Annotated in this window: 29 protein-coding genes; 12 read left to right on the forward strand and 17 right to left on the reverse strand. The window is 68.0% G+C overall.

Annotation, left to right across the window (positions count from 1 at the left end):
- Entirely contained in the window at positions 1 to 144 is a 144-nt protein-coding gene (locus ACFQ9R_RS09360; protein ID WP_378989882.1) for a pentapeptide repeat-containing protein, read from the forward strand.
- Positions 145 to 213: 69 nt separating this feature from the next.
- On the opposite strand, the gene ACFQ9R_RS09365 is transcribed toward ACFQ9R_RS09360, so the two are convergent.
- Positions 214 to 1,212 (reverse strand): helix-turn-helix transcriptional regulator, encoded by a 999-nt coding sequence (locus ACFQ9R_RS09365; protein WP_378989883.1) that lies wholly within the window; start codon positions 1,210 to 1,212, stop codon positions 214 to 216.
- Between the two features lie 103 nt (positions 1,213 to 1,315).
- Here ACFQ9R_RS09365 and ACFQ9R_RS09370 point away from each other — a divergent pair, with 103 nt between their 5' ends.
- The 4 genes from ACFQ9R_RS09370 (at position 1,316) to ACFQ9R_RS09385 (ending at position 3,882) form a co-directional block, all read left to right on the forward strand.
- Complete coding sequence (locus ACFQ9R_RS09370) at positions 1,316 to 1,702, forward strand: VOC family protein (RefSeq protein WP_378989884.1); 387 nt, start codon at positions 1,316 to 1,318, stop codon at positions 1,700 to 1,702.
- Positions 1,703 to 1,763: 61 nt separating this feature from the next.
- Positions 1,764 to 2,369 (forward strand): TetR/AcrR family transcriptional regulator, encoded by a 606-nt coding sequence (locus ACFQ9R_RS09375; protein ID WP_378989885.1) that lies wholly within the window; start codon positions 1,764 to 1,766, stop codon positions 2,367 to 2,369.
- Positions 2,366 to 3,133 (forward strand): maleylpyruvate isomerase family mycothiol-dependent enzyme, encoded by a 768-nt coding sequence (locus ACFQ9R_RS09380; protein WP_378989887.1) that lies wholly within the window; start codon positions 2,366 to 2,368, stop codon positions 3,131 to 3,133. The genes ACFQ9R_RS09375 and ACFQ9R_RS09380 overlap by 4 nt, the downstream gene beginning before the upstream one ends.
- Positions 3,134 to 3,156: 23 nt before the next feature.
- Positions 3,157 to 3,882 carry an MBL fold metallo-hydrolase gene (locus tag ACFQ9R_RS09385; protein WP_378989888.1) on the forward strand — a complete coding sequence of 242 codons (726 nt, stop codon included), beginning with the start codon at positions 3,157 to 3,159 and terminating at the stop codon, positions 3,880 to 3,882.
- Positions 3,883 to 3,952: 70 nt separating this feature from the next.
- Here the strand turns inward: ACFQ9R_RS09385 and ACFQ9R_RS09390 are convergent, their stop codons facing one another.
- Positions 3,953 to 5,104 (reverse strand): hypothetical protein, encoded by a 1,152-nt coding sequence (locus ACFQ9R_RS09390; protein ID WP_378989889.1) that lies wholly within the window; start codon positions 5,102 to 5,104, stop codon positions 3,953 to 3,955.
- A gap of 11 nt (positions 5,105 to 5,115) precedes the next feature.
- On the reverse strand, positions 5,116 to 6,042 hold the full coding sequence (locus ACFQ9R_RS09395; RefSeq protein WP_378630996.1) for a metal-dependent hydrolase: 927 nt from the start codon (positions 6,040 to 6,042) through the stop codon (positions 5,116 to 5,118).
- 118 nt (positions 6,043 to 6,160) lie between these two features.
- Between ACFQ9R_RS09395 and ACFQ9R_RS09400 the strand changes: the two genes are divergently transcribed.
- Entirely contained in the window at positions 6,161 to 6,769 is a 609-nt protein-coding gene (locus ACFQ9R_RS09400; RefSeq protein WP_378989891.1) for a TetR/AcrR family transcriptional regulator, read from the forward strand.
- Between the two features lie 48 nt (positions 6,770 to 6,817).
- On the opposite strand, the gene ACFQ9R_RS09405 is transcribed toward ACFQ9R_RS09400, so the two are convergent.
- From ACFQ9R_RS09405 to ACFQ9R_RS09425, 5 genes are all read right to left on the reverse strand, one after another.
- Positions 6,818 to 7,387 carry an ABC transporter permease gene (locus tag ACFQ9R_RS09405; protein WP_378989892.1) on the reverse strand — a complete coding sequence of 190 codons (570 nt, stop codon included), beginning with the start codon at positions 7,385 to 7,387 and terminating at the stop codon, positions 6,818 to 6,820.
- Between the two features lie 25 nt (positions 7,388 to 7,412).
- On the reverse strand, positions 7,413 to 8,432 hold the full coding sequence (locus ACFQ9R_RS09410) for a medium chain dehydrogenase/reductase family protein (protein ID WP_378989893.1): 1,020 nt from the start codon (positions 8,430 to 8,432) through the stop codon (positions 7,413 to 7,415).
- 86 nt (positions 8,433 to 8,518) lie between these two features.
- The gene (locus tag ACFQ9R_RS09415; RefSeq protein WP_378989894.1) at positions 8,519 to 9,088 is read right to left on the reverse strand and encodes a TetR/AcrR family transcriptional regulator; all 570 of its coding nucleotides are present in this window, start codon (positions 9,086 to 9,088) and stop codon (positions 8,519 to 8,521) included.
- A gap of 52 nt (positions 9,089 to 9,140) precedes the next feature.
- A complete protein-coding gene (locus ACFQ9R_RS09420; protein WP_378989895.1) occupies positions 9,141 to 9,947 on the reverse strand; it encodes an SDR family oxidoreductase in 807 nt (268 codons plus the stop codon).
- 4 nt (positions 9,948 to 9,951) lie between these two features.
- Entirely contained in the window at positions 9,952 to 10,731 is a 780-nt protein-coding gene (locus tag ACFQ9R_RS09425) for a crotonase/enoyl-CoA hydratase family protein (RefSeq protein ID WP_378989896.1), read from the reverse strand.
- Positions 10,732 to 10,983: 252 nt separating this feature from the next.
- On the opposite strand from ACFQ9R_RS09425, the gene ACFQ9R_RS09430 reads away from it, so the two are divergent.
- From ACFQ9R_RS09430 to ACFQ9R_RS09440, 3 genes are all read left to right on the forward strand, one after another.
- The gene (locus tag ACFQ9R_RS09430; protein WP_378989897.1) at positions 10,984 to 11,403 is read left to right on the forward strand and encodes a YciI family protein; all 420 of its coding nucleotides are present in this window, start codon (positions 10,984 to 10,986) and stop codon (positions 11,401 to 11,403) included.
- Between the two features lie 6 nt (positions 11,404 to 11,409).
- Positions 11,410 to 12,687, forward strand: a complete 1,278-nt coding sequence (locus ACFQ9R_RS09435) for an RNA polymerase sigma factor (protein ID WP_378989898.1) — start codon at positions 11,410 to 11,412, stop codon at positions 12,685 to 12,687.
- 207 nt (positions 12,688 to 12,894) lie between these two features.
- Positions 12,895 to 14,253, forward strand: coding sequence for an MFS transporter (locus ACFQ9R_RS09440; RefSeq protein ID WP_378989900.1), 1,359 nt, complete (start codon positions 12,895 to 12,897; stop codon positions 14,251 to 14,253).
- A 55-nt stretch (positions 14,254 to 14,308) separates the two neighbouring features.
- Here the strand turns inward: ACFQ9R_RS09440 and ACFQ9R_RS09445 are convergent, their stop codons facing one another.
- The 6 genes from ACFQ9R_RS09445 to ACFQ9R_RS09470 all read right to left on the reverse strand — a co-directional run bounded on the left by ACFQ9R_RS09445 (position 14,309) and on the right by ACFQ9R_RS09470 (position 20,552).
- Entirely contained in the window at positions 14,309 to 14,785 is a 477-nt protein-coding gene (locus ACFQ9R_RS09445) for a nucleoside deaminase (RefSeq protein WP_378989901.1), read from the reverse strand.
- On the reverse strand, positions 14,782 to 15,762 hold the full coding sequence (locus tag ACFQ9R_RS09450) for an ornithine cyclodeaminase family protein (protein ID WP_378989902.1): 981 nt from the start codon (positions 15,760 to 15,762) through the stop codon (positions 14,782 to 14,784). The genes ACFQ9R_RS09445 and ACFQ9R_RS09450 overlap by 4 nt, the downstream gene beginning before the upstream one ends.
- Positions 15,763 to 15,790: 28 nt before the next feature.
- Positions 15,791 to 16,717 (reverse strand): ABC transporter permease, encoded by a 927-nt coding sequence (locus ACFQ9R_RS09455; protein ID WP_378989904.1) that lies wholly within the window; start codon positions 16,715 to 16,717, stop codon positions 15,791 to 15,793.
- Positions 16,714 to 17,772 (reverse strand): ABC transporter permease, encoded by a 1,059-nt coding sequence (locus ACFQ9R_RS09460; protein ID WP_378990019.1) that lies wholly within the window; start codon positions 17,770 to 17,772, stop codon positions 16,714 to 16,716. The genes ACFQ9R_RS09455 and ACFQ9R_RS09460 overlap by 4 nt, the downstream gene beginning before the upstream one ends.
- A 155-nt stretch (positions 17,773 to 17,927) precedes the next feature.
- Entirely contained in the window at positions 17,928 to 19,553 is a 1,626-nt protein-coding gene (locus tag ACFQ9R_RS09465) for an ABC transporter ATP-binding protein (protein ID WP_378989905.1), read from the reverse strand.
- A gap of 6 nt (positions 19,554 to 19,559) precedes the next feature.
- Positions 19,560 to 20,552, reverse strand: coding sequence for a BMP family protein (locus tag ACFQ9R_RS09470; RefSeq protein WP_378989906.1), 993 nt, complete (start codon positions 20,550 to 20,552; stop codon positions 19,560 to 19,562).
- Positions 20,553 to 20,686: 134 nt separating this feature from the next.
- On the opposite strand from ACFQ9R_RS09470, the gene ACFQ9R_RS09475 reads away from it, so the two are divergent.
- A complete protein-coding gene (locus ACFQ9R_RS09475; RefSeq protein ID WP_378989907.1) occupies positions 20,687 to 21,433 on the forward strand; it encodes a GntR family transcriptional regulator in 747 nt (248 codons plus the stop codon).
- Between the two features lie 17 nt (positions 21,434 to 21,450).
- Here ACFQ9R_RS09475 and ACFQ9R_RS09480 read toward each other — a convergent pair whose 3' ends face one another.
- Positions 21,451 to 22,281: a TetR/AcrR family transcriptional regulator gene (locus ACFQ9R_RS09480; RefSeq protein ID WP_378989908.1), complete on the reverse strand. Its 831-nt coding sequence runs from the start codon at positions 22,279 to 22,281 to the stop codon at positions 21,451 to 21,453.
- A gap of 74 nt (positions 22,282 to 22,355) precedes the next feature.
- On the opposite strand from ACFQ9R_RS09480, the gene ACFQ9R_RS09485 reads away from it, so the two are divergent.
- Positions 22,356 to 23,600: an MFS transporter gene (locus ACFQ9R_RS09485; RefSeq protein ID WP_378989909.1), complete on the forward strand. Its 1,245-nt coding sequence runs from the start codon at positions 22,356 to 22,358 to the stop codon at positions 23,598 to 23,600.
- Between the two features lie 95 nt (positions 23,601 to 23,695).
- On the opposite strand, the gene ACFQ9R_RS09490 is transcribed toward ACFQ9R_RS09485, so the two are convergent.
- Both ACFQ9R_RS09490 and ACFQ9R_RS09495 read right to left on the reverse strand, forming a co-directional pair.
- Positions 23,696 to 24,841, reverse strand: coding sequence for an LLM class flavin-dependent oxidoreductase (locus ACFQ9R_RS09490; protein ID WP_378989910.1), 1,146 nt, complete (start codon positions 24,839 to 24,841; stop codon positions 23,696 to 23,698).
- Positions 24,842 to 24,930: 89 nt separating this feature from the next.
- Positions 24,931 to 25,803, reverse strand: coding sequence for a LysR family transcriptional regulator (locus ACFQ9R_RS09495; protein ID WP_378989911.1), 873 nt, complete (start codon positions 25,801 to 25,803; stop codon positions 24,931 to 24,933).
- A 71-nt stretch (positions 25,804 to 25,874) separates the two neighbouring features.
- Between ACFQ9R_RS09495 and dapA the strand changes: the two genes are divergently transcribed.
- Positions 25,875 to 26,765, forward strand: a complete 891-nt coding sequence (dapA, locus tag ACFQ9R_RS09500; protein WP_378989913.1) for a 4-hydroxy-tetrahydrodipicolinate synthase — start codon at positions 25,875 to 25,877, stop codon at positions 26,763 to 26,765.

Consider the following 26,765-nt stretch of genomic DNA (forward strand, 5'->3'; position numbering starts at 1 on the left):
ATGCTTGCAGAGTTCAAGGGCGATTTCTCTGGCGCGAAGTTCGACGGGGTGATATTCCAGCATGCCGAGTTCTCCGGTGCTGTCGACGACAGCGGGGCGGACTTCGATCCGATCGGCTTCCCTCACATCAAGTCTCAGAGCTGAGCGCTGCTGATCCTGCTCCAAGTTCGGGTTCGGCTTGGCGGTGCGATTGCCTACTGATCTCGACGTTGCTCAGTCATCGGCATTACCGGTCGGTGGGATTGCGCCGGATGTCGTGGCGGCGGTGAGGCGCTGGCCCAGGGCGCGCACGGCGTCGTTGAGGGCGTCGGGGTGCTCGATGACGAAAGGGCGGTTCAGGGCGGCGAGGACGGGGGGAATCCAGTCGAGGTGTTCGGCGCGGATGAGGACTCGGACCCAGGGGGTGGGATCGGTGGGTGGGGAGTCTATTTCGTGCAGCGTTGCGATGGTCGCGGGGAGTAGTGGGCGGATCTGGGTGGGTGTGCCTTGGACGCGGATCGATACCTCGTGCCGGTAGGGGGCAGTGGCGAGGGCAGACACGAGGTGGGTGGTCGGGTCGAATTCGGTCGGTGGAGTGAAGGTTTCGGGGAGGGTGGTTGTCTCAGTGATGCGGTCCAGTCGGAACTGGCGTAGGTCGTCGCTGTTGTTGTCCATCGCCGTCAGGTACCAGCGGCCGGAGTGGGCGACGAGGCCGTAGGGGTGCACGGTCCGCTGAGAGTGTTGTCCGTTCCGGTCGGTGTAACCGATGGCGACCAGTCGGTGTTCGCGGGTGGCCGCGGCGATGTCGAGGAGGACGGCGGTTTCGACCGGGACTTCGGGGCGGGCGCCGGTGGTGAATTCGGCGGTGTTCATCAGTGCGTCGAGACGAGCGCCCAGGCGTGCGGGCAGGACGCGGCGGAGTTTGGCGGTCGCGCTGTCGGCGGCGTGGACGGATGTCGTCGAATGGCTGGTGAGGAGTCCGAGCAGCACGGCTACCGCCTCGTCATCGGTCAGCATCAGTGGAGGCATCCGGTAGCCGGGAGCGAGTCGGTACCCGCCGTAACGGCCGCGGACCGAGCGGACGGGGATATCCAGGTCGGTGAGATGGGTGACGTAACGCCTGACGGTGCGTTCGTCCACGCCCAGCCGTCCAGCGAGTTCGCCGACGGTATGGGTGCCGCCCGTCTGCAACAGCTCGAGCAGGGCCAGTACTCGGGCCGTGGGGCGCGTCATCCGGCAATTCTCCCATCGATACCGGGCGGAAACTGTCCGGTATCGCCTCTACCTTGGGATTCGGCGGTGGAACTTCCGCCCTTCCCGACAGCAGGAGTACGCAATGAACCTCGTCTCGATCCGCCTGATCACCGACGACATCGAACAGCTGGTCGGCTTCTATCAGCGGGTGACCGGTGTCGAAGCCCGGTGGGCTACACCGGATTTCGCCGAGATCGTCACTCCGGCCGGCACACTCGCGATCGGAAGCGTGCGTACGGTCGCGTTGTTCGGGGCCGGCAGCGCGCGCCCTGCCGACAATCGCACCGCGATCATCGAGTTCATGGTCTCCGACGTCGACGCCGACTACCGCAGGTTGCGCGACTCCGTCGAGGACTTCGTCAACGAGCCGACGACGATGCCGTGGGGCAACCGGTCGCTCCTGCTCCGAGACCCCGACGGCAACCTGATCAACCTGTTCACCCCGATCACCGCTCGGGCCGCCGGGTAGGCGTGCAGCCCGCCGTTGACCGGTTGCCTAACGGCGTTCATAATAACTAACTATGGACGCTATGCCGAGGCGTGATCGGAAAGCGGAACGGCGTGAGGCGACGCGGCAGGAAATTGTCGAGGCCGCGTGGGAGATCGCACGGGAGCGGGGACTGGCGCAGCTGACACTGCGCGAGGTCGGCGAGCGGATCGGAATGCGGGCGCCGTCGCTGTACTCGCACTACGGATCGAAGAACGCGATCTACGATGCGATGTTCGAGCAGGCTTGGAGTGAGTGCGAGCGCGTCTCGATCGACGCGCTGCGCTCGGCCCCCGCGGATCCCCGCGGCCTCGTGCGCGTCCAGGCACTGGCGTACTTCGATTTCGCGGTTGCCGATCTCGCCCGCTATCAGCTGATGAACCAGCGCACGATCCCGGGATTCGAACCCTCACCCGAGGCGTACGTGTCGGCGGTCCGCGCGCTCGACGAGGTCATCGCGGTGCTCGCCACGATCGGCGTGACCGACCGCGATGACGTGGAGATCTGGATTGCAATCCTGTCCGGTCTGGTCGATCAGCAGCTCGCCAACGATCCGGGCGGGCACAGTCGGCGCAAGCTGTTGGACCGCGCCGTGGACATGTGGGCCGACAGTGTCGGCCTTCCGCCGACGAAGGAGCCGCAGAAATGACGGCTGTCGAGCAGACGGCGGTGACTGCGCGGCGCGCGATGCTCGCCCATGCCGACGCGATGCGGCTCGCCCGCGACGAGTACTCGCGCTTCGCCGACGCGGTCGCCGCGCTCGACGGTGATGACTGGACTGCACCGACCGAGTGCGCCGGGTGGACCGTGCACGACCTCGTCGCCCACGTGGTCGGTATGTCCACGATGGCATCGTCCCCGCTGGAGAATGCCCGCCAGACCCGGGCTGCCCGTAAGCGGTTGCGGCCCGGCCGGCAGCTCGTCGACGCCGTGACCGCGTATCAGGTCGAACGATTCGGACAGCAGACGACGGATCAGCTGGTCCGGTCGATGGCGGCCATCGCGCCCAAGGCCGCGGCAGCGCGCAGACGTACCCCGGGGTTGCTGCGCAATCGAACAATTCCCGAGCAGCAGCTGGTCAACGGCACCGCCGAACGGTGGACCATCGGGTACGCCATCGACACGATCCTGACCCGTGACCCGTGGATGCATCGGATCGACTTGGCCCGGGCCACCGGGCACGTTCTCGTGCTGACCGATGAGCACGACGGGGCGATCGTGGCCGACGTGGTGCAGGAATGGGCCGCCCGCCACAACAAACCCTTCGACCTGTGCCTGACAGGTGCCGCTGGAGGCCGATGGCATTGCGGCACAACGGATGAACGCCTCGACCTCGACGCGGTCGAATTCTGCCGGATCCTCTCCGGCCGCGCCGAAGGCGCTGGACTACTGACCACCCAAGTGCCGTTCTGACACTGCACCGAATCGAGCCGACCATGACCACCACCATCGAGGAAATCGCCCCCGACATCTACCGCATCTCGACGTTCGTGCCCGACATCGGCGAACAGGGGCTGACGTTCAACCAGTTCCTGCTCGCCGATGATCAGCCGCTGCTGTTCCATACCGGGCATCGCGCGATGTTCACCGACGTCGCGGCAGCGATAGCACGGGTCACACCGGTGAACCGGCTGCGGTGGATCACCTTCGGGCACGTCGAATCCGACGAATGCGGGTCGATGAACCAGTTCCTCGCCGCGGCCCCCGAATCGCAGGTCGCCCACGGTGCCGTCGGCTGCATGGTGTCGCTGGACCACATGGCCGACCGGCCACCGAGACCGCTTGCCGATGGCGAAACCATCGAACTCGGCCGGATGCGAGTGCGCCACATCGACACCCCACACACCCCGCACGGCTGGGAAGCGCGTGTGTTGTTCGAGGAAACCACACAGACTCTGCTGTGCGGAGACCTGTTCACCCACCTCGGTGCGGGCGCGGCCCTCACTACCGGCGACATCGTCGGCCCCGCCGTTCACACCGAAGATCTGTTCGCCTACTCGTCGCTCGCACCGGCGACCCCGATGATCGTCGACCGACTCGCTGAGCTCGCACCGAAAACGCTGGCGCTGATGCACGGTTCGTCGTTCACCGGCGACGGCGGCGCCGCGCTGCGCGCCTTGGCCGACAGCTACCGCCACCGCATCGGCGATGCCACGGCTTGATGGCTTGCCGCAGGCGATACGCCGAGCGGAAGGGAACGTTCTGCTGACCGCCTCGAGCGCGGCCGGCGGATCAGCCGGGCGCTTGCGATGCTGCCGCCACGGGTGCGTCCGGGGCGGGCCGTGCGCGCGGCACGGTGAAGGTCGCCAGGACCGAAGCGATCGCGACGGCGAAGCAGGCTGCTGTGTACCAGAGGTTTCCGATGGGGTCGCCGTTGGTTGTTTCGCCGTTGACGGCGGCGAAGAAGTCGGGGAGCGACGCGATCCAGAGAGCGGCGAAGACGACCAGGTAGAGGGTGGCGAACCGTTGGACGAAGGGGTCTTCGTACTGCGGGGGTGTGGCGGTTCCTCGGCGTAGTTCGGTCCACTGGCGGACCATGACGATCCCGGCGACCACCGCGAGGACGGCGAGTTCCAGTGCGTAGACGATGCCGCGCACGGTGGTGCCGCTCATGCCGATGACGGTGGCGGGCAGCGGGAGCAGGAACGTGCCGACCGAGGCCAGCAGGCCGATGACGATGGTGCGCCAGGTCAATTCGACGCCGGAGAAGTGGCGGCCGTCGTCGACGTGGCGGCCGACGAAATACTGCACGCAGAAGGCCAGCGACATCGGCCACAGGGCCGCGAACACGACGACGCTGCCCATCGGGACCGAATCGAACATCGGCTGGTTGATCGGGTTGTCGATCGACCATTCCCACCAGCGCAATTGGGGCCCGAGGTGGTCGAAGATCTCGTAGAAGGCGTGGTGGACGAAGCCGACGCAGGTGGCGCCGATCAGGGTGCCGTAGCGGCCGAAGATGCCGAGCATCCGGACGATGCCGAACGCCATCGTCGCCATCAGCGGGTAGATCGCGATGATGTAGATGGGCAGTCGGCCCCAGAGGAAGTCCACGGTGAAGACGTTGTGCGCGAACATCGTGTCGACGTGTTCTTCGATGCCGAACGCCGCCGGGAAGTACAGCGGCGGTTCGATGACGAACAGGTAGGCGGTGGCACCGAACCACAGCACGAGATTGGTCGGGTCACCGTGGCGGCGCAGGCGCACGATCGCGTACCAGAGCGCGAGAACCGCGCCGACGACGATGGTGAGCTCGAGGACCGGCAGGGTCCAGTTCTCGAGGGCGAACGGGTTGCGGAACTCGACGAGTCCGCCCGCCTCCTCGCAGGAGAAGCCGAGTTCGTGAGCGAGTTCGGCGAAGGTGGGGGAGCAGTGTTCGGCCATCGGGCTACCTTCTACGAGCTGACGGAATCGGCTGTGTACCAACGGGTTACGTCGTAACCTTCGTCATAGCGGCGGAACCACTCGTCGGCTAGCGCGGGCAGCTTCTCGTGCGCGGGATTGTGTCCGGGCGTCTGACTGCGGATGATGCCGCCCAGCGCGACGAGCTGTTCGCGCAGACCGAGATCGTCGAACGCGCGCGGCATCGTGCCGTTGTCGGCCGGCTGGAGGAACGGCAGCCACCGGCGCAGGGTCTGCCCCCTGCGGTAGTTGGCGAACATCGACAGCGCGTCGACCTGGCGATCTTCCAGCGGCACATGCTCGTTGAAGCCCTCGCACGCCACCCGGATCACCTGCAACACGTGCCGGAAGATCGAGGCCGCCACCCGCATCCGGTACAGCTCGCTGTCGACCACCGAATTGAAGATGATCAGCGCCGAACTGCGGTGCTCGACTTCCTCGACGAAATGCCAGATGAACAGTGAGGCGACGCGGTCGTCGCCGGGGGCGAACAGATTCTTGTCGTTGTCGAGCATCAGCTTGAACACCGGCGTGAACGTCGCCTCGAGGTCGGCGGTGTAGGCGAGGCGGTACTTCACCGAGGTCTCGGCGGTGAGCTTGTCGAACTCGCCGATCACCGCGTCGAGGGTCTGCTGCAAGCCGGGATAGCGGCGGATCAGCGCCTTGACATGCTGGCGATGCGCCGTCGAATGCTGCCCTTCCTGGCGCATGAAGGCGTCGGCCTCCGACGCCACCTCGGGGTCGGTGATCTGCGGTTTCGCCTGCGTGATCAGCTGCACGATCATTTTCTCGAAGCCGATGGCCAGGAACGAAACGGCATTGGCCATCGACGAGAACGCCGGGTTCTGCGGATTCCACAGAAACGGCACGTCGTAGTCGGAGAACGCGAAATCCATTTTGCGGACGTGAAGGTCGGTCACGGTGAGTTACCTCGTTGTTCGGCCACGGTTGATAGAGCAATCATACGCACGAGGCTTCATGTGTATGATCACTTTTACGGAATTCGCCCTGACCTGGGGTTGTGCTAGCGTCCACCTGGTGGCGCGTAGACGTGGGTGGGGCGGCAGTCCGCCGGGTGACGATGCGGAGGCGACGCGCCGGATCATCGCTGCCGCAGTCGAACTCATCGGCCGGACCGGTGCGGAGATCAGCATCGCCGACGTGGCGGAGTCCCTCGGTGTCATCCGGCAGACGGTGTACCGGTATTTCCCCAGCGCCGACGCGCTCATGACCGCCTCGGCCATCGCCTCGGTCGACGATTTCCTCGATCGACTCACCCGGCAGGTCAGCGGCCTCGGCGACCCTGTCGAAGCGATGACAGAGGCCGTCGTCTTCACCCTCACCGATGTTCGCCGGACCCCCCACCTGGGGATTCTGCTGTCGAGCTCGTATTCCAACGCCCACCCGGAAGGCATGACCTCCGATGAGGCCCAGGCGTTCGGTATGACCATGATCCGCCGCTTCGACGTCGACTGGGCCGCTCACGGATACGACGAGCCGGCGCTGCGCGAACTCGTCGAATACGTGCTGCGCACCATGCAGTCGTTCTTCCTGTCACCGGGCAACCCGGCACGCTCCGACGACGAACTGCGCCGGTACCTGCGGCGATGGATGGGATCGGCGATCGGCGCGCAGCAGAAGGGCTGAACGCCGAACGTGCCCGTCCGGAATTCCGGACGGGCACGAAACGCATGCTCAGCTCGCGGCGGCGATCCTGCGCGGCTCGAGCGCGGCGGCGAGCAGATAGCTGCCGCCGCCGGCCAGTGCCAGCGCCCAGTACAGGTACGCGCCGTCGAGAAACAGTGCGGCCGTAGAGCTCACGGCCAGCCAGGCGCCGAGCGTGTACTGCAGGACGTCGCGGTAGGCGACACCGCCGGCGAGGTAGAGCAGTCCGACGATGAGCCCGGACCCGGTCGGCCACAGAGTCGCTGCGGTGTCGGGGCTCAGCGTCGAACCGAGCGCCGTGATCAGGAAGAACAGCGCGGCGAAACCGATCAGCCACGATGCGCCGAGCAGATTGCCCACGACCGCTTCCTGTCCCGTCGCGCCGCGCTGGGCTCGCAGGGAGACGACGGTGGTCACGATCATGGCTGCCAGCAAGCCGACGCCCAGCAGCGCGGTCGGCACGAATCCGGGGAGGTCGAGCAGGGGGTTCGGGCCATGGCTGAGGGCGAAGGTGCCGTGGCCGACCAACCAGGCGAGGCCGAAGCTCAGGTAGATGGGGCGGTTGTCGAGGACGGTGCGAACGGGCTGGGAAACGTACATGACTGATCTCCAGGGTGTGAGCGGGTCAGGCGCTGACGAGGACGACTTTGCCGGTGACGGTGCCGGATTCGGCGAGCTCCAGAGCTCGGGCGGCATCGGTGAGAGTGATACGGGCCGCGACCTGGGCGGTGACGGTGCCCGCGGCGGCGAGGGAGAAGACCTGGGACAGATCTTCGGCGATTCGAGCACGGAAGCGGGTGATGTTGCGCTTGCCTGCCCACAGGTTGTAGAAGTGCGCACGTCGCTTGTTGGGCAGCATGTTCCACCACAGCAGGCGGGCGAACAGTTTCAGCACCGGCAACCGGGAGTCGCCCTCGTCGTTCTTGGTGGCCGCCGTTCCGTAGGAAACGAGGGTGCCGCCGTCGGCGAGCAGGTCGAACGAATCGCTGATGCCGGGCCCGCCGATGTGATCGAACACCGCGTCGACACCGTGCGGTGCGATGGCCCGAACCTGGTGTGGCACGTCGGTGCGGTAGTCGATCCAGGTGGCACCGAGCGCGGTGACCGCGTCGGCATGGCGAGCGGACGCGGTGCCGATCACGTGAATGCCCGCGGCACGGGCCAATTGGACCAGGGTCGAGCCGACGCCACCGTTGGCGCCGTGGACCAGTATCGTCGCGCCCGCCTGAACAGCGGCGACGCGGTGCAGCATCTGCCAGGCGGTGATGCCGTTCACGACAAAGGTTTCCGCGTCGGCGGCGTCCAGGGTGTCCGGCACGGGGATCAGATCGGCGGTGTCGAGGTCGACGTGGCTGCTCCAGCCGCCGGTCTTGGTCAACGCGGCCACCCGCTTGCCCACCAGTGTCGCGTCGTCGGCCTCGACCACCGTGCCGACCAGGTCGTAGCCGGGCACGAAAGGGAACGGTGGCTGGTCGTAGTACTTACCGCGGCGCATCTGCTGCTCGGCGAAGGACACCCCGGAGGCATCGACTCGAACCAGTGCGCGACCCGGTGCGGGTGCGGGGAGTTCGCGTCGGGTGACGAGCAGGCCGCTGGGGTCGACGCGACCGGGCAGGACGATTTCGGTGGCGGTGGTGGTGTTCATCAGGAGCTACCTTCCGTGGTGTGTGACTGGTCAATCACTCTTGCTGCAAAAGAAAGCTCCACCCTGAAAAGGCTGGAGCGAGAGGGTCAGTGGGCTTTCGGGTGGCGCATTCCCGTCGTCAGGGCGGTGGCCCAGGCGCTGTCGTTGCCGTCGAGTCCGAGGGTGGTGACGAGGTGGCAGAGCTGGCCGTAGGCGATGAAGTACTGGATCTGCTCGGGGGTGCCGCCGGAGCGGCGCTGCACGAAGGTGGTCACCTTGGCCAGACCCCGGCGCAACGCGTCGGCGATTTCGGGGATGTCGGTGGCGGACTGGGCGTGCACCTGCAACATGAGCAGGCTCTTGTCGGCGATGAGTTCGGCGTAGGCGCCGCCCATGTCGTGCAGGATGGCGGCCGGGTCCGTCGCGGTGGAATTGGCCGCGCCCGTGGACATCGCGCGTTCGACGAGGTCGAAGCAGTGATCGAGCGCGGCGACGAACAGGGCGACCTTGCCGGGGAAGAGTTTGAAGACGTAGGCGGGGGAGATGTCGGCGCGCGCGGCGACGGTGTTGATCGGGGTGCCGTGGTAGCCGGTCTTGGCGAACTCGATGATCGCCGCGTCGACGACCGCGTCACGCCGGACGTCCGAGGTGGAGAGGGTGGCGCCGCGCTTGGTCATGTGAGTGACTGTACACTCACTCTTTCGCGGGCGTCAACGGGTGACCGGAGATTCAGTGCAGATCGGCGAGGGCGGTGTCCACGTCCGGGCCGGTCAGGCTGTGCCGAATACTGCGCATGACCAGGCGCAACGGTCGTGGGCAGTCCGGGACGGCGGAGAAGCGATCGGTGGCCACGACACGCGCCGGTGCGCCGAGACGGTCGCGGACCCGGGTCATGAGGCCGTAGCGGCTCAGGGTTTCCGCGCCCGCGAGGTGCACGGCGCCCGCCTCGTCGGCGAGCTGCTCGAGTGCGGGCGCCAGGCTGGGTAAGTACAGCGGATTGCAGACGATATCGGTGCGCGCGGGGATCTCGGGTGCGGCGAAGCGGGCCAGGAACTTGTTCGACAGTGGGCTGCGCCCGTAGACGAGGGGCAGGCGCACGACCAAGTGCCGGTCGCGTTCGAGGACCAGATCCTCGGCGGCCACCTTGGTCTCGCCGTAGACGTTGATCGGTGCGCGCGTGGCGCTTTCGTCGTAGTACTCGGCGGCGCCGTCGAAGACATTGTCGGTCGACAGGTAGACGAGCTTCGCGCCCGTGTCGCCGATGGCGTCGAGCAGCGGGACCATCGGCGCCACGTTCGCGGCACGGGCCGCGGCGGGATCACGCTGCGCGGCACCGAGATCCACGACACCGGCGGTGTGGACGACCACGTCGAAACCTTGTGCGACGAGGGCGCGCACCGCGCCGGTGTCGGCGAGATCCACCGGGGTGAGCCCGTGCCCGCCCCGGCTGGTCCCGACGACCTCGTGGTTCGCGGCGAACTGCGCGTGCAGCGCGCTGCCGACGAAACCGGAGGCGCCGAGGATCAGGATCCGCACCGTGTCAGCGCGCCTGCCAGTTCGGCTTGCGCTTCTGCGCGAATGCGATGGCGCCCTCACGCATGTCCTCGGTGACCGCGACTGTCATGATCTCGCGGTTGGACTGGTCCCAGGCGTCGTCGTCGGCGAGCTTGCCGTCGATCATGCCCAGCGCCACCCGCTTGCTGGCCTGCACGGCCAACGGCGCGTTCTCGGCGATCCGACCGGCCAGGGCGAGCGCCGCGTCGAGAACCTCGGCGGCGGGCACGACACGGTTGATCAGGCCCAATTCCAGCGCACGGGCGGCGGTGATCGGCTCACCGGTGAGGATCATCTCCATCGCGACCTTGTGGGGGAGCTGCTCGGGCAGGCGGAACGCGCCGCCTGCCGCGGCGAACAGGCCGCGGGCGACCTCGGGCAGGCCGAAGGTGGCGGTCTCGGCGGCGACCGCGAGATCGCTGGCCAGGACGAGCTCGGTGCCGCCGCCGAGTGCGAAACCGTTCACCGCGGCGATGGTCGGCTTGCTGATCGGATGCCGGACATACCCGGCCAGGTTCCAATCCTCATGTCCCGGGGCGAGAATCGACTCACCGCGGCTGAGCGCCTTCAGGTCCGCGCCCGCACAGAACGCCCGCTCGCCCGCGCCGGTGAGGACCACCGCGCGGATCTGCGGGTCGGCCTCGGCTCGCTCGAGCGCCTCGCCGACCCCCGTGCTCACTTCGGCGTTGACCGAGTTCATGGCCTCGGGCCGATTCAGCACGATGACGAGCACATGCTCGCGTTGCTCGACGAGAACTGCGCTCACGAGTGACTCCTTCGCTAGGTGGCTGTCAGCATGACAAACCTCTTCGATCTGTATCACGCCGGACGATCTTGAATACCCGAATCGGGGATTCGTGTCCGTCGTCGTCGCGCGCACCCGGCACTCGTCGTAGGCTGCCGAACACTCGCGAAAAGAATTTTCGGCCGGGTGTCGATCCGCAGCGGTGCCCGTTCGACCTAGGGATGAACGCAGGGCCCGGCAGGCGGGTCCACACCGATCCGAGGAGACGAAACCATGAAGTTCATGCTGATCATGCGCGCCACCGACGAAGCCTGGGCCGCGGCGGCCGATATCGACTTCAACGAGATGCTCGAGACCATGGGCAAGTTCAACGACGAGTTGATCAGCGCCGGAGTGCTGGTCGCCGCCGAGGGGCTCGACGACGCGGCGCAGGGCGTGGTCGTCGACTACTCGTCGGAGACCCCGGTGGTCACCGACGGGCCCTACGGGGAGACGAAGGAACTGTTCGGCGGGTTCTACATTCTCAATGTGGCCTCCAAAGAGGAGGCGATCGAGTGGGCCAAGCGCATGCCGGTCGTCGTGCCGGGCACCAAGACCGAGATCCGACGAGTCCCGAGCATCGATGAATTCCCGCAGGACAATGTCTGGGTCGCGAGGGAGCGCGCGTGGCGTGAGGCCAGCGGCCAGCTCTGAATCACGATGAGCGACCACACCGGCCGCGAGGCCGTGGCCGCCGTCTGGCGGATCGAATCGGCCCGGATCGTCGGCGCCCTCGCGCGCTACACCCGCGACTTCGCGATGGCCGAGGATCTCGCCCAGGAGGCGTTCGCGGAGGCACTGGTGACCTGGCCGCGCGAAGGCGTGCCACGTCAGCCGGCCGGGTGGTTGCTCACCGTCGGCAGACGCCGGGCCATCGACGCGTTCCGGCGCCGGGCCGCCCTCGACGACCGCTACGTCGCCCTCGCCGCCGACCTCGGCGAGGGCGACGCGCTCACCGGCGGGGACCCTGTGCGTGCCGGGCAGGACGTGCTGTGGGATCCCGATCAAATCGGCGACGATGTGCTCGCGCTGATGTTCATCTCGTGTCACCCGGTGCTCTCGCGGGAGGCGCGGTTGGCCTTGACGTTGCGTGTCGTCGGCGGTCTGACCAGCGACGAGATCGCCAAGGCGTGCCTGGTCCCGACCGCGACAGTGCAGGCCAGGATCACCAGGGCGAAGAAGACTCTCGGCGCCGCCGAAGTCCCCTTCGAGGTGCCGCCGGTCGCCGAGCGCCGGGCCCGGCTGGGTTCGGTGCTCGGGGTCATCTATCTGATCTTCACCGAGGGGTCGTCTGCCAGCACCGGCGACGACCTCATCCGCTTCGACCTCGCGGGGGAAGCGCAGCGGCTGGCCCGCGTGCTGTCGCGGCTGATGCCCCACGAACCCGAGGTCTACGGACTGGTGGCGCTGCTCGAACTGACCGCGGCGCGATTTCCTGCCCGCACCGGTCCCGACGGTGAGCCGGTCCTGCTCGAACAGCAGGACCGCCGCCGCTGGGATCGCTCGGCGATCCGGCGCGGTCGTGCGGCGCTGGTGAAAGCCGGTGCGGTCGGGCGTGGACTGGGCGCCTACGGGCTTCAGGCCGCGATCGCCGAATGTCACGCCGTCGCACCGTCGGTCGAGCGGACCGACTGGGAACGGGTGGTCGTGTTGTACGAAGCACTGGGCAGACTCGCACCGTCGCCGGTGGTGGACCTGAACCGGGCGGTCGCGGTATCGATGGCCGACGGGCCCGCAGCGGCCCTGCCGATCGTCGACGAGATCACCGCATCCGGCGCCCTGTCCACCTCGCACCTGCTGCCCAGCGTGCGCGGTGAACTGCTCACCCGGCTCGGCCGCACCACCGAAGCTCGTGCGGAGCTCGCCGAAGCCATCCGCCGGTGTGGCAACGAACGTGAGAAGAACGTCCTCGCAAAAAAGCTCGCCGGACTCGCCTGATCGTCGTGCACCGGCGCCGCCCGCCGCAGCGGGGCTCGGCCTGCACTCGCGGGTCGGCCAGGTCGCCGAACGGCGGCAGAAATACACCGGGTCGCAGGACCATATTCGCAGTATAGAGGCCATAAAGGCCGGTCTTCGCGCGCTCGTAACGTTTGCTCGCAAAGAGGTCGGGTATTCGTGAAAGGCGACGACGAGAGGGTGTTGTGGATGTCAAGGGAATCGAAAACGGTGCTGCACCGGGCAATCGGTGCGTCGGCGATCGGTAATGCGGTCGAATGGTTCGACTATGGTGTCTACGCCTATCTGGCGACGTATATCGCGAGGTCGTTGTTCCCCGGTGACGGTGAGTCCGGGATGGTCTACACGCTGCTCGGTTTCGCCGTATCGTTCCTGATCCGGCCGGTCGGCGGCATGATCTGGGGTCCGCTCGGCGACCGCATCGGGCGCAAGCGCGTGCTCGCCACCACGATTATTCTGATGGCCGGATCGACCCTCGCCGTCGGCCTTATCCCGAGCTTCGACATGATCGGCATCGGCGCCCCGATTCTGCTGTACGCGCTGCGCATGATCCAGGGACTTTCCGCCGGTGGTGAATATGGTGGCGCCGCGACATTCATGGCCGAATACGCACCCGATCGCAAGCGTGGATTCTATGGAAGTTTCCTCGAGGTGGGCACGCTCGCCGGCTTCACGCTCGGCAACCTGGTCGCCCTGCTGCTGGTGAATGTCCTCGACGACGCGTCGATGAATTCGTGGGGCTGGCGCATCCCGTTCATGATCGCCGGTCCGCTGGGCCTGATCGGCATGTACCTGCGTAGCCGGGTGGAGGACACCCCGGTGTTCCGCGAGGTCGACAGCAAGGACGAGACCGAGGAAGTCTCCGGCGTCTACCGCGATCTGGTGACGAAGTACCTGCGCCCGGTGCTGACCCTGTTCGGCCTGGTGATCGCGCTGAATGTCGTGAACTATTCGTTGATCAGCTACACCCCGACCTACCTCGGCTCCGCGCTGGGTATGGACAAATCCGATGCGTTGCTCGTGCCGCTGATCGGCCAGATCGCGATGCTGTGCACCCTGCCGTTCCTGGGTGCCCTCTCCGACCGGATCGGGCGCAAACCCATGTGGATGTTCTCGTGTGCGGCGATGATGGTCGCGGTGATCCCGGTCTACCATCTGATCGGTTCTTCGCTCACCGGCGCGATTGTCGGCTTCGCGATCCTGGGCATGCTCTACGCGCCGCAGCTGGCGACGATCTCGGCCACGTTCCCCGCGATGTTCCCCACCATCGTGCGGTTCGCCGGTGTGGCGATCGGCTATAACGTGGCCACGTCGATTTTCGGTGGCACCGCCCCGGTGATCAACGAGTCGATCATCAGCGCGACCGGCAACAACATGGTTCCGGCCTACTACATGCTCGCTGCGTGCGCGGTCGGCCTGATCGCGTCCTTCTTCCTCATCGAGACCAAGGGTGTCTCGCTGCGTGGCACACAGGTGCCGGGTACGCCCGAGGCGATCGAGGAACAGCGTGAACTGGGCGAGCCCGCCGAGGTCGTCGCGGTGAAATAGATCGTGCACCGAGGGCGCGGCGTCGATCCGGCGCCGCGCCCTCGGTGTCTTCGGGCTAGTTCTGCGCGGCCGCGCGGAACACGGCGAGAGCTTCCTCGCCGAGGTGTGGTCCGCTGACCTCGACCGGCACGTTCGAGCTCGCGACGACCTCGGCGCAGGTGAGTCCGAAACTGGTACCCGGGGGCATGATCGGCCCGAATTCGGCTGCGGCCGCGGCGAAGACGATGCGGCCGACTCCGGCCCACACCATCGCGGCGGCGCACATCGGGCACGGTTCGCCGCTGGCGTAGACGGTGGCGCCCCGCAGTTTCGCCGCGTGGCCCGCGGCGGTCGCGAGGGTGATCGCGACCAGTTCGGCGTGGGTGGTGACGTCGCCGGTGGTGTTCACCGCGTTCACACCCTCGGCCAGGACCGCGCCGTCGTGGCCGAGAGCGACGGCGCCGAAGGGGCGATCGCCGAGCGCGGTGGCGTGCCCGGCGAGGTCGATGGCGCGACGCAGATGGGTGATGTCGATATCGGTCAGCTCGCTCATGAGGTGAGATCCACTTCCGTTCCGATGCCGTTGGCGCGGGCCTTGTCGATGAGCAGGCGGGCGGCGGCCAGATCCTGCAGGCCGATGCCCACCGAATTGAACAGGGTGATGGCGCGGTCGTCGTGACGGCCGGCTGCCCGGCCCGCGATCACCTCGCCCAGCTCGGTGCCCACCGCGTCCTGCGTGATCGCGCCTTCGGCGATGGCCATCAGCGTGTCGCCGGATTTGGTGAGCGTGGTGCCGATCGAGTCTACGACGACCCTGGACCGGCGCATGGCCTCGCCGTCCACCTCCCGGTGATCCGCCCTCGGCGGTGCGCCCACCGCGTTGACGTGCAGACCGTCGCCGAACCAGGCGCCGTGGACGATCGGCTCGCGGGACGGCGTGAGGGTGCACAACACGTCGGCGGCGCGGGTGACCGACTCCGGGCTGTCGAGGGCACGCACGTCGAGACCGAGATCGGCTATCGCACTGCGGAATCGGTCGACCGTAGCTGCGGTGCGCGACCAGACCAGCACGGTCTCGAGCTCGCGCACGGTCGCAATCGCGCGCGTGTGCTCCACGGCGAGATTGCCCGCGCCGATCACACCGAGTACCGAACTCGATGGTCGGGAAAGATATTTCGTCGCCACCGCGCTGGCCGCGGCGGTCCGCACGGCGGTGACGAGGCGTCCGTCGATCAGTGCCTCGCACGAACCGTCGGCCGCCGAGGTCACCACGATCACCGACCGTTGCACCGGCAACCCGCGCCCGCGATTGGCGGGCAGGTCGGCGAGCAGTTTGACCGCGGCGGCACCGGCGGATTCGGCGGCGGCGACCATGGGCACGAAGGCCGCGCCGCCCAGTGTCATCGCCGGTGGAGCGGGGACGAACGCGGTGCCCAGCGCCAGATCGGCGTGCGCGCGCTCGACGGCGGCGAGCACCTCACCGCGGTCGAGGACGGCGGTCACATCGGAGTGCGACAGGATCAGAGTCAACGGTGGCTCCTGCGAAAGTAGGGGCGGGTCAGGAAGTTCGGGCGAAGGCGACGGTGAGGTCGCGCGGCGAGCGGCTGTTGCCGACCAAGCCGCTGACGGCCACGATCGCGATCAGATAGGGCAGCATCACCAGCAACGCGAACGGCACATCGACGCCGAGGGCGGGCAGTGCGAACTGCAGGGCCTGGGCGAGACCGAAGAACACCGATGCCCAGATCACCCCGAGCGCACGCCAGCGGCCTGCGATCACCGCGACCACGGCGAGATAGCCGATGCCGCCGGTCATGTTGTCGCTGAACGAATGCACCTCCGACAGCGCTAATTGCGCGCCGCCGAGGCCGGCAGCGAACGCGGCGAGCAGCACACAGCCGTACCGGGCGGCCTTCACCGGCAGACCTGTGCGGTCGGCGGCGACGGCGTCTTCACCGATCGCGTCGATCACCAGACCCAGCTTGGTGCGGCGGGAGAACACGACCGCCAGGACGGCGACGACCGCGATGCACAGATAGCCGAGCGCGGTCTGCCCGAACAGGGCGGGACCGATAACCGGGATATGGTGCAGCACCGGTATCGGCAGCGCGTCGAAACCGGGAACGCTGTGGCCCTTGCCGTCGTCGAGCAGCAGGCGCGCACCGTAGGTGGTGGCGCCGAGTGCCAACGCGTTGCCGGCGATGCCGACGACGATCTGGTCGGCGCGCAAGTCGATACTCCAGATCGCTTGCAGCGCACCGAAGATCAGGGCAGCGAGCACGGCGGTGGCCGCGCCGAGTACCGGCGAACCGGTGGTGACGGCGCCGAGCACGCCGGCGAACGCGCCGGTCAGCATCATCGCCTCGAGGCTCAGATTGAGCACACCCGCGCGTTCGCTGACCAGCTCACCGCTCGCGGCGACGAGGATGGGCAGGGTGAAACCGATTCCGCTGGTCGCGATATCGGTGACGGTATCGAGGCTCATCGTGGCGCTCCTGCCAGATCGGCGGTGTCCACGGACGGCACCGGTTGTGGTGCGGGTTCGGTCTTGCGTCTGCGAGAGGTCCAGATGGCGGCGCCCGCGATGAACACGATCATCAGCGACTCCACGACCGCGATGGTCGACGCGGGCACATTCGCGGCCAGCTGCAGGTTGATCCCGCCGGAGACGAGGAACCCGAGCAGCAGCGACACCGCGACCACGGCGGCCAGTGAGCCACGTGCCAGCAGGCCGACGACCAGACCGGAGAATCCGTATCCGGAGGAGAACCCTTCGGCGAGGACGAACGGCGCCGTCGCCACCAGCAGCCCGCCCGCGACGCCGGAGAACGCGCCCGCCGCCGAGAGGCTCAGGAAACGCAGCCGACGCACCGGCAGCCCGAGCCGCGCGGCCGCGTCGGGATTGAGCCCGACCGCCCGCAATCGGGTACCGAGTGCGGTGCGACGCACCAGGATCGCGGTGCCGAACGCGGCCACCACGGCGATCCACAGGGCAATGGTCGCGGGCGAGCGTTCGATGCCCAGCAGCGGCAGATGCGCGGCCGCGGTGAGCTGTTCGGACTGCGGCAGCGTCTCCGAGGACGTCACCGGCTGGCGCAGCAGCGCGGGCTCGTGCACGACGAGCAGCACCAGCGCCAACCCGACGAAGTTGAGCAGCAGCGTGGTGATGATCTCGCTGGTGCCGCGCGCGACCCGCAGGTACGCCGCGATGGCGGCCCACAACCAGCCCGCGGCTGCCGCCCCGATCAGCACCGCGGGCAGGGTGATCACGGCGGGCGCACCGGTGAGCGTGGTGCCGATCGCGGTGGCGGCGATGCCACCGGCGCAGATCTGGCCCTCGCCACCGACATTGACCAATCCGGCACGGTGGGCGATGGTGAAGCCGACGGCCACCAGCATCAGCGTGGCCGCGACATTGAGCGAGGCGCCGATCGCGTAGTCGCTGCCGAACATGCCCTCCCACAGTGCTGTCATCGTGGCGCCCGGTGCCGCGCCGGCGACGGCGGCCAGGACCAGCCCGATCACCCCGGCCGCGAGCATCGCCGCGACGGCGACCACGATCGGGTGGTGTGCCCACTGGCGCAAGCCTGCCGGGTGCTGCTTCGAGGAAGGCTTGCCGAGCCCGCGCAGCCCGCCCAGCGACGTTCGCCGAGGTGGGGGCGCGGTGGCCGCGGTCGTGGTCCGACTCGGTGCGCTCATGCCGCGACTCCCATCATCAATTCGCTGATCTGTTGTGCCGCTGCGGGATCGGCGGTCTCGATCGGTCCGGCGAGTGTGCCGCGATACGCGACGAACACCCGGTCGCACAGCGCGAGCAACTCGGGTACCTCGCTCGACACCACCAGCACGCCACAGCCGTCGGCGGCCGCATGGCGCAGCTGGGTCAGCACGAAATCGACTGCGCCGATGTCCAATCCGCGCGTCGGCTGGGCGGCGACCAGGCAGCGCAGGTTCGCGGCGGACAGTTCGCGGGCCAGCACCACCTTCTGCTGATTGCCACCCGAGAGCGAACCCATCGGCACCCACGGCCCGGCCGCGCGCACATCGAAGCGGTCGAGTTCGGCCTGGGCGGCGCGTCCCATGGCCTGCTTGTCGAGCAGTCCGAAGCGCCGGAAGCGGCCGAGTCGGCCGAGGAAGAGGTTCTCCGCCAGGGTCATCTCGGCGACCATCGCGTCGCGGTGGCGGTCCTCGGGCACGACACCGAGTCCGAGCCCGGTCCGGGTGGCGGGGTTTGCGGTCGTGATATCGGTGTCGGCGAGCGTGACCGTGCCGGCGCTCACCGGGGTAGCCCCGGCGAGGACCGCGACGAGCTCGCTCTGCCCATTGCCCTCGACGCCCGCGATTCCGACGATCTCGCCGGGCCGCACGACCAGACACGCATCGTCGAGCGCCGCGCTGCCGTCGGCGCGATGCACGGTCACTCGATCGATGGTGAGAACCGGTGCGGGGGAATCGGATTCGGCAGACGACTCGAGACCGGCGTTAGACGGGGTCGATTCGGTGGCAGGGCCGACCGGGAGAGCCGTTGCGGGTGAATCTGCTGTCGTCGCCGAATCGGCGGGATCCAGGCCGATGGTCGCGGCGACGGTCGGGTCGAGGTCGGCGGCGGTACGCCCCACCATCGCGGTGAGCAACTGGGCGATGGTGGTGTTCGACATCCGCCCGCCACCGGCGACCGTGCCGCGGCGCAGCACGGTCGCGGCATCGGCGACCCTGGCCACCTCGCCGAGTTTGTGCGTCACCAGGACTACCGCTTTGCCGTCGGCGGCGATGGCGCGGCAGGTGTCGATCAGCGCGTCGATCTCGGCCGGATCGAGCACTCCCGTCGGTTCGTCGAGCAGGATCAGCGCCGGATCACGCAGCAACGCCTTGACGATCTCGACCTTCTGCCTCGCGCCGACCGGCATGGTCGCGACTTGCTGGTCGAGGTCGACGCGCAGGCGGTAACGCTGTGCGATCTCGTCGAGCCGGTCGGTCAGCTCCTTGCGGCGGGACCGGAGTCCGTGCTGGGTGAGCAGCAGGTTCTCCGCGACGGTCATGGTGGTGACCAGACTGAAGTGCTGGTGCACCATGGCGACACCGGAAGCCATCGCGGCGGCGGGGGAGTCGGGCCGGAAGTCCTTGCCGCCCAGCTGCATACGTCCGGTGTCCGGGTGGTAGCCGCCGAAGACGAGATTGCACAGCGTGGACTTGCCCGCGCCGTTCTCGCCGAGAACGCAATGGACAGTGCCGGATTCGAGGGTGACGTCCACATCGTGCAGCGCCTGCACGTCACCGAAGCGCTTACCGACCCCGTGCAGGGTCAATGCGGGAGTGCTCATCGTGGATCAGTACGGCTTGACCGCGCCGGTGGACAGTGCCGTTTTCGCCTTCGCGAGTGCGTCGGCGACCCCGGAGTCCTTGCTGCACAGCACGAAATCGGTGCCGTCGTTGGGCGAGGTCAGCCCGAAGCGCACGTTCTCGGCCTTCCACGAGTCGTCCAGAACGGCCTTCACCGCGAACTCGACCTCGGCGCCGATATCGGTGTGTACGTAGCCCAGGTACGCGGGGTTGGTGCAGTCGCCGGGGATCGGGCCGCCGACCATCGTGGCGTTGGACTGGGTGGCGGCCTGCTCCATGCCCGCCTTGCCCAGGTTCACGATCTGGCCGAGCGTGCCCGCGCCGGCGCCGTAGTCGGCCAGTGCGGCCTGCTTGGCCTTGGCGGGGTCGTTGAAGTCGCCGACGTACTGCGGGGTGAGTACCTTCGCGTCGGGCTTCGCGAACCGCGCACCGTTGCCGAAGGCGTTGGCGGCGTTGACGATCGCGGGCAGTTCGACGCCGCCGACGAAGGCCACTGTGCCCGACTTGGACCCCGCCGCCGATACCGCGCCGCTGAGGAATTCGGCCTCGGCCTGCTGCGGGTCGTAGTAGGCGAGGTTGGCGAGTGGTTTGGCGTCGGCCGGTCCGCCGATCTCGACGAACTTCACGTTCGGGAACTGTGGCGCCACCTTGCGCACGTCGGCGTCGGTCTGGCCGCCGAGGGAGATCACCAGGTCGTTGGCCGAGGCGAAGCGGACCAGGGCCTGCTGGTAGTCGCTGGCGGCGACCTGTTCGACCTTGCTGAGTTCCACCTTGTCGCCGAGCGCGTCGGCGACGCGCTGGTAGCCGAGATAGCCGGACTGCATGAAGCCGGTGTCCGACAGTGAGCCGGGGAAGAACACGCCGACCTTCAGCTTGCCGCCCGACGCCGTGGAATCGGCGGAGCCACAGGCCGACAGGAGGGCAGCGGCGGCGAGGGCGGCCGAGCCGAAGGCGATCGCGCGCCGAGTGGACTTGTGCACGGGGTACTCCTTGATCGAACGAACCGCTCACTTAGCGGTATACCGTTAAGTGTCAGCCTGGGGCTCGGAGATGACGGGCGGATTACCGAAAAGTAAGAAACGGTCGCATGCCGCGAGCGGACTACCGTGGTGGCGTGCAGGAGCAGAAGGATGGTGCGGTGGCAGACGAACCGGCGAAGAAGTCGCTGCGGGATCAGGCCTACGAGGAGTTACGTGACCGGATCATCGATCTGCGCTTGAGCCCTGGTCAGCGGCTCGTGGAACGCGACCTCGCCACCGAGCTGGCCATCTCGCGGATCCCGCTGCGCGAGGCGCTGCAGATGCTCGAACGCGAGGGCCTGGTCGTGATCGTGCCGAGGCAGGGCGCGATCGTCGCCCCGTTCACGGTGACCGACGTGCGTGACCTGTTCGATGTTCGCGAAAGCCTCGAAGTCCTCGCGGCGCGCCTGGCCGCCGAACGCGCCGAGCCGGCCGACCTCACCGCCCTGCGCACGCAGCTCACCGCGGCCCGCCAGGCCACTGCCCGTGGTGACCAAGCCGCGATCGCCGCCGCGAACGCGGGGTTTCACGCCGTCATTGTCGAAGTGTCCGGCAACCCGCTGTTGCAGTCGTTGTTGCGCCCCTTGGAATCCCGAGTCCGCTGGCTGTTCCACCTGACCAAGGAACGTGACCCGGGCACCCAATGCGACGAACACGAAGCCCTCTACGCCGCGATCGCCGCGCACGACTGCGACGCGGCCGCCGAAATCGCCTACCGCCACGTAGCTTCCGGCCGTGAGCCCAGCCTGGCCCTGTCCGCCCAATGGTCCATGCCCGACATCGACCCCGTCTCGGCCACCCGCACCCGCCAACGCGGCTCCCACCGCGAGAAGACCGCGTAGATCGCGGCGTTTGGGGTCTAGTCGGTCAGGAGCTTGAGGACGAGGGGGCGGGACATGGTTCCGGCGACTCGGCGGGCGAGCTGATTCGCCCCCGCCCCGGCGGCGTGGGCGGTGCGCAGGGCGGTTGCGAGTTCGGCGCGGGCGGCATCGGCAGCGGCTTGGGCTTCGCGAAGGCGGCGGGCGGCGTCGTCTACCGGGGTGGTCAATGCATTGACCGGTTCGGGGAGGGTGGCGTCCGGCTGCGGCGCGACGGGTTGTGGTGTGGTCGCGAGGTTTCGCAGTGCGGCTCGAGCGAATTCCTTCACGAACTCGCGGGTGGCGTCGGTGTCGGAGGCGGCGTCACCGAGTAACAGGCGCGTGGTCTGGGGGACGGCGTGGGTCCAGTTGGCGAGGCCGCAGAGGGCGAGTAGGAGGCGGCCTGCCTGCTTCTCGTCGACACCGAATTGTTCTTGGGCACGGTCGAATTTCTGTCCGTAGTGGTCAGCGCGCCAACCGTCGACATCGTGGGCGTCGGCGCCGCGGTGCAAGCCCTCCCAGAGCAGCAGGCGCAGTAGCTGCGGATGGTCGCGGTGGTAGTCGAAGAGCTTGCCGACGTAGTCGCCCGGCTCGGTCTCGGCGAGTGGCTGGACGACCTCCAGGAATTCGCGCATGGTGTCGACGATGATGACGTCGAACAGCCTGTCCTTGCTGCCGAACAGGCCGTAGATGCGTTCCTTGTTGACGCCGGCGGCCTCGGCGATGCGATCGACGCGGGCTCCGGCCAGACCGTACTGCGCGAATTCGGCTCGCGCCGCACGCAATAGGGCCTGTCTGGTCGCGTCGCTGCGTTTGATGGTGCTCGCCGTCATGGGGCCGACTTTACCAGGTCTTTAAACCAACTATTTGGTTGACTCTGTCGCTGTGCGAGCCTACTGTCGTCGACATGGCATCACCGACAGTCCAGCTTCCGGTCGGAAGTCCGGCCCCTGCCCGCGTTCGCGACACGTCGCACCGTACGCACACCGGGCGCACCCTCCCCGTTTTCGTGCTGTCGGCCCTGTTGGCCACCGGCCAGATGTACACGCCGATTCCCCTGTTCGAAGCCATGAAAGCAGAGTGGAGTGTGGGTTCGGGGGCGATGACGTGGGTCATCAGCGCCTTCGCCTTCGGCTACGCGGGCGGCTTCGTGCTGTTCGGCCCGCTGTCGGATCGATACGGCCATCGCCGGGTCCTGGTCACCGGCATGCTCGTGGCCGCGGTGGTCACCCTGTTGACCGGTCTGGCGTTCAGTGCGCCCGTGGCCATCGCGCTCCGGATCGTGCAGGGCCTCGTCGTCGGCTCCATTCCGCCCGCGATCATGGCCTACGTCGGCACGCGCATCGCGCCGGGGCACCGGGCCGTGGTCACCATGTCGGTGGCCACCTCCTTCCTGGCCGCCACCGTCATCGCCCAGATCGTCTCGCAGGCCGTGGTCGCGTCGTTCCCGTGGCGCGCCGTATTCCTCGGCTCCGCGGTCGTTTTCGCGGCCTTGGCCTTCGCGCTGCGGGCCGTCATGCTCGATGACGCCCCCACCGGCCGTGACCTCCCGCTGTGTCGCAGCTACGCCGCCATTCCCGCGGTGCTGCGCATCACGCCGCTGCTCCCGATGCTCGTGGCGGGCGCCCTGAGCATGGCCGTCATGGTCGGCATCTACACCGGGATCGAGCTCACCGGCCTGGTCACCGGTTCCGGCGAACTGCTGACCCTGCGGGCGGGCGCCCTGCCGGTGATGATGGCGCTGCCACTGCTCGCCATTCCGCTGGCGCGCCTGTCCAAGCCCACCCAGATGGTCCTCGGCGTGCTGATCGCGGCCACCGCGATGGTCGCCGCGACCTTCGAAGGCTCGCACCTGGCGGTCCTCACTGTGCTGCTGGCGGTCCTGGTCGGTGGCCTCGGCGTCATCGCCCCCGCGGTGTTGCAGAGCGCGGGTGAACTCGGCGGCGATGCCCGCGCGGCAGCCTCTTCGGTCGCCATGTTCAGCTTCTACGTCGGCGCGACCCTGGGCCCGATCGTCGCGGCAGCGACGGCGCCACACGGCTTTTCGACCCTGGCATGGACCCTGGCTCTGCTCCTGGTCCTTGCCCTGTGCCTGACTCTGCTCGGCGCTCGCCTGCAGCGCTCCGCGCGTCTCGCGGCCGCGACGGGTTGACCGTCGAGTAGATCAGGCGAGCCCTTATGCCGCCGCCGTCGCCGTCGACGCACCCCGACGCGGCCACCGAAATCGCCTACCGCCACGGCGGTTCGTCACAGTCGGCGGATTCCGCGTGCGACCTTGGCGAACGATGACCCGGTCAGGAGTCCCGTCCGCAGTTTCGGGTGACAGGCGCCGAGGTCAACCAATACGGCGTAGGTCAATCCGTGGTCGCGCCGTTCGGCGATCTGGTCGAGCACCTCTGCCGGTGTGCCGACCTGAAAGACATCTCGGATCAACGACAGCGGTGCGCGTCGACCGTATTCCAGCGCAGTGGCCTCGTCGATGGTCTGCGGCAGGATGTCCTGGGCGCCGGAGAACGTGGGGCCCAACGGATGCTCGACGCCATGGCGTGCCCAGGCCTGCGCGGACGCGGCGAGCATGTAGGCGCGGATCACCGCCGAATCGAGGATCTCCTCGACAATCGTCTGCGACTTCGCGGTGATGATCCACTGCCACCCGGCCGCTTGGACCGCAGACGGGTCGCGTCCGGCATCCGAGGCCGCGGTCCTGATCGTGTCGAGCTTGTCGCGGTATTCGGCTGGGCTGCCCGGAAAGGCGGGCAGCCACGCGTCGGCGAATCGACCGGCCACCCTGAGCATGCGCGGTCCGTGCGCTCCCATCCAGAGCTCCGGTCGGGTACCGCGGTGCGGCGGCAGCGCGAAGACCGCGTCGCGGAGAGGGAAGAATTCGGAATCCCGGGAGATCGGCTCACCGTGGGACTCCCACAATGCCCGAATCGTCGCGACAGCCTCCTCGAAGCGCGCGACCGGGCGTTGCCAATCGACACCGTAGGGCTCGTTGTTCTCGCGTTCTCCGGGACCGATCCCGAGAATCGCTCGCCCGCCGCTGAGTAGATGCAAGGTCGCTGCGGCCTGTGCGGTCACCGCCGGATGCCTGCGACCGGCGTCGGTGACTCCCACCCCGAGCCGAAGCCGACTCCACCGATTCTGCGCCGCCGCGCGCCCGAGCAGGGTCCACGGTTCGTAGTACGCGTCGGCGACGGGAACGACCCGTGCGCCGCCCGCATGGCTCGGCTTCCACACCGACGAGGGAAACAACCCGATCAAGTGGTCGACGACCCACAGGGAGTCGGCACCGGTCGTCGCGGCAACGAACTTCGCCGTGCGGTGGGTGAGATCCGGCGCACCGCGGGAATGAAGACCCGGATCGACTATTCCGGTCCTGACTCGTGCCATGGGCTACTCCCACTACTCGATGTCATCACTGCGGTCTCCCCTGTCGACCGGCTCGATTATCCCACCGATCGGCGGTAAGCCGGAGGTGCCTAGCCCGCGGCGTGCAGGGCGAGCCGGGCGGCGTGGATCGCCGGATGCAGGCCGGTGCCGTTGCGGTATACGAGCTGGGTGTGGCGGCGGATCGGCAGGGGAGTGAGGGTGATGTGTTCGGGGGGTGCGTAGAGGGCGAGGGCGGGGACTATGGCGGTGCCCGCGCCTGCGGCGACGAGGGTCAGGACGGTGTCGAAGTCGTCGGCGTGGTGGCGGATGTGGGGGGTGAATCCTGTTGCCTGACAGGCTCGGATCGTCAGGGTATGGCACAGCGTGCCGGGGGTGCCCGCGATCCAGGGGGATCGGCGGTGTGCGGCCAGCGAGTCCTCGGTGGGCACGGGGCCCAGTGTGGCCAGGTAGACGGTTTCGGTGTGGAGGGGCTCGGTTTGCAAGGAGGGGTCCGTGTCGGCGGGGACCAGGTCGTAGTCGTGGGTGAGCGCGATATCCAGGGTCCCCGCGCGCAGGGCGTTCGGGATGTCGGCGGGGTCGATTTCGGTGACGGTGAGTTCCAGGCGCGGGTGGTCGGTGCTCAAGGTGACGAGGGCGGGCGACAGCAGGGTGCGCGCCGCGGTCGGAAAGGTGCCGATGCGCAGGGTGCCGGCCAGCTCGTCCCTGGTACAGGACAATTCGGCGTCGGCGTGTTCGAGGGCGGCCAGGATCGTTTCGGTGTGCCCGACGAGGAGCTGCGCGGCGGGGGTGAGAGCGACGCGGCGGCCCGAGCGTTCCAGTAGTGGGACGCCCGCTTCGCGTTCGAGCGCGGTGAGCTGCTGGGATACCGCCGAAGGCGTATAGCTGAGCGCCTCGGCGACCGCGGCGATGGTGCCGCGATGGGCGAGTTCGCGGAGCAGGCGAAGTTTGCGGACATCGAGCATCAGTTCAGCTTACGGTCATCATCATGAATGTGAACTGGACCTGATGGTGGATCTGGCTCGACGATAGAGTCATGACATCGCTACACGGCCTCTTCGTCCCTTTGATCACGCCGTTCACCGCCGACGGGGCCGTCGAGCCCGCGGCGCTGGAACGACACGCGCACGCTGTCCTCGACGCGGGGGCGACCGGACTCGTCGCGCTCGGCACCACGGCGGAGCCGTCCGCGCTCACTGCCGCCGAGCGTGCGCGAGTCCTGGATATCTGCGCGAGCGTCTGCGCCGACCGCGGCGCACCGCTGATCGCCTGCGCGGGCGGCAACGCCACCGCGGAATCGGTGCGAGCGATCGCCGAACTCGCGCGGCCCGTCGCGGCCGTGCTGGCGGTGGTGCCCTACTACGTGCGACCAAGCGAAGAAGGCGTGATCGCGCACTTCACGCAGTTGGCAGCGATCAGCCCGGCCCCTCTGCTCGTCTATGACGTGCCGCACCGCACCGGACGCCCGCTCAGCGGCAGCACGTTGATTCGTCTCGCGAATACCCCGAACATCGCCGGCTTCAAGCACGCCGTGGGCGGAATCGACGCGGCCAGTGTCGAATTGATGGCCGCCCATACCCCGGCGACAGTGCTCAGCGGCGACGACCGTTTCGCCTCCGCGCTGCTGGCTCTCGGCGCGCACGGCGCGATCCTGGCCGCGGCCAATATCGCGCCCCGTGAATACGCCGATCTCATCGAGGCATGGCACGCCGGTGACGTCGTCCGGGCCCGCGCGATCGGTGACCGTCTCGACGCGCTCGGCGCGGCCCTGTTCGCCGAGCCCAACCCGACGGTCATCAAGGCGGTGCTCGCCGAGCGCGGTCAGATCTCCAGCGCGGCCGTTCGGCTGCCGATGCTGCCGGCATCGAGTGCCGCGACGAGGGCGGCGCTCATGGCGAGCGAGGCGGCGACGATCACGCGGGTGTGA

It is taken from the genome of Nocardia sp. NPDC056541 (assembly GCF_042794235.1).
Lineage (GTDB): Bacteria > Actinomycetota > Actinomycetes > Mycobacteriales > Mycobacteriaceae > Nocardia.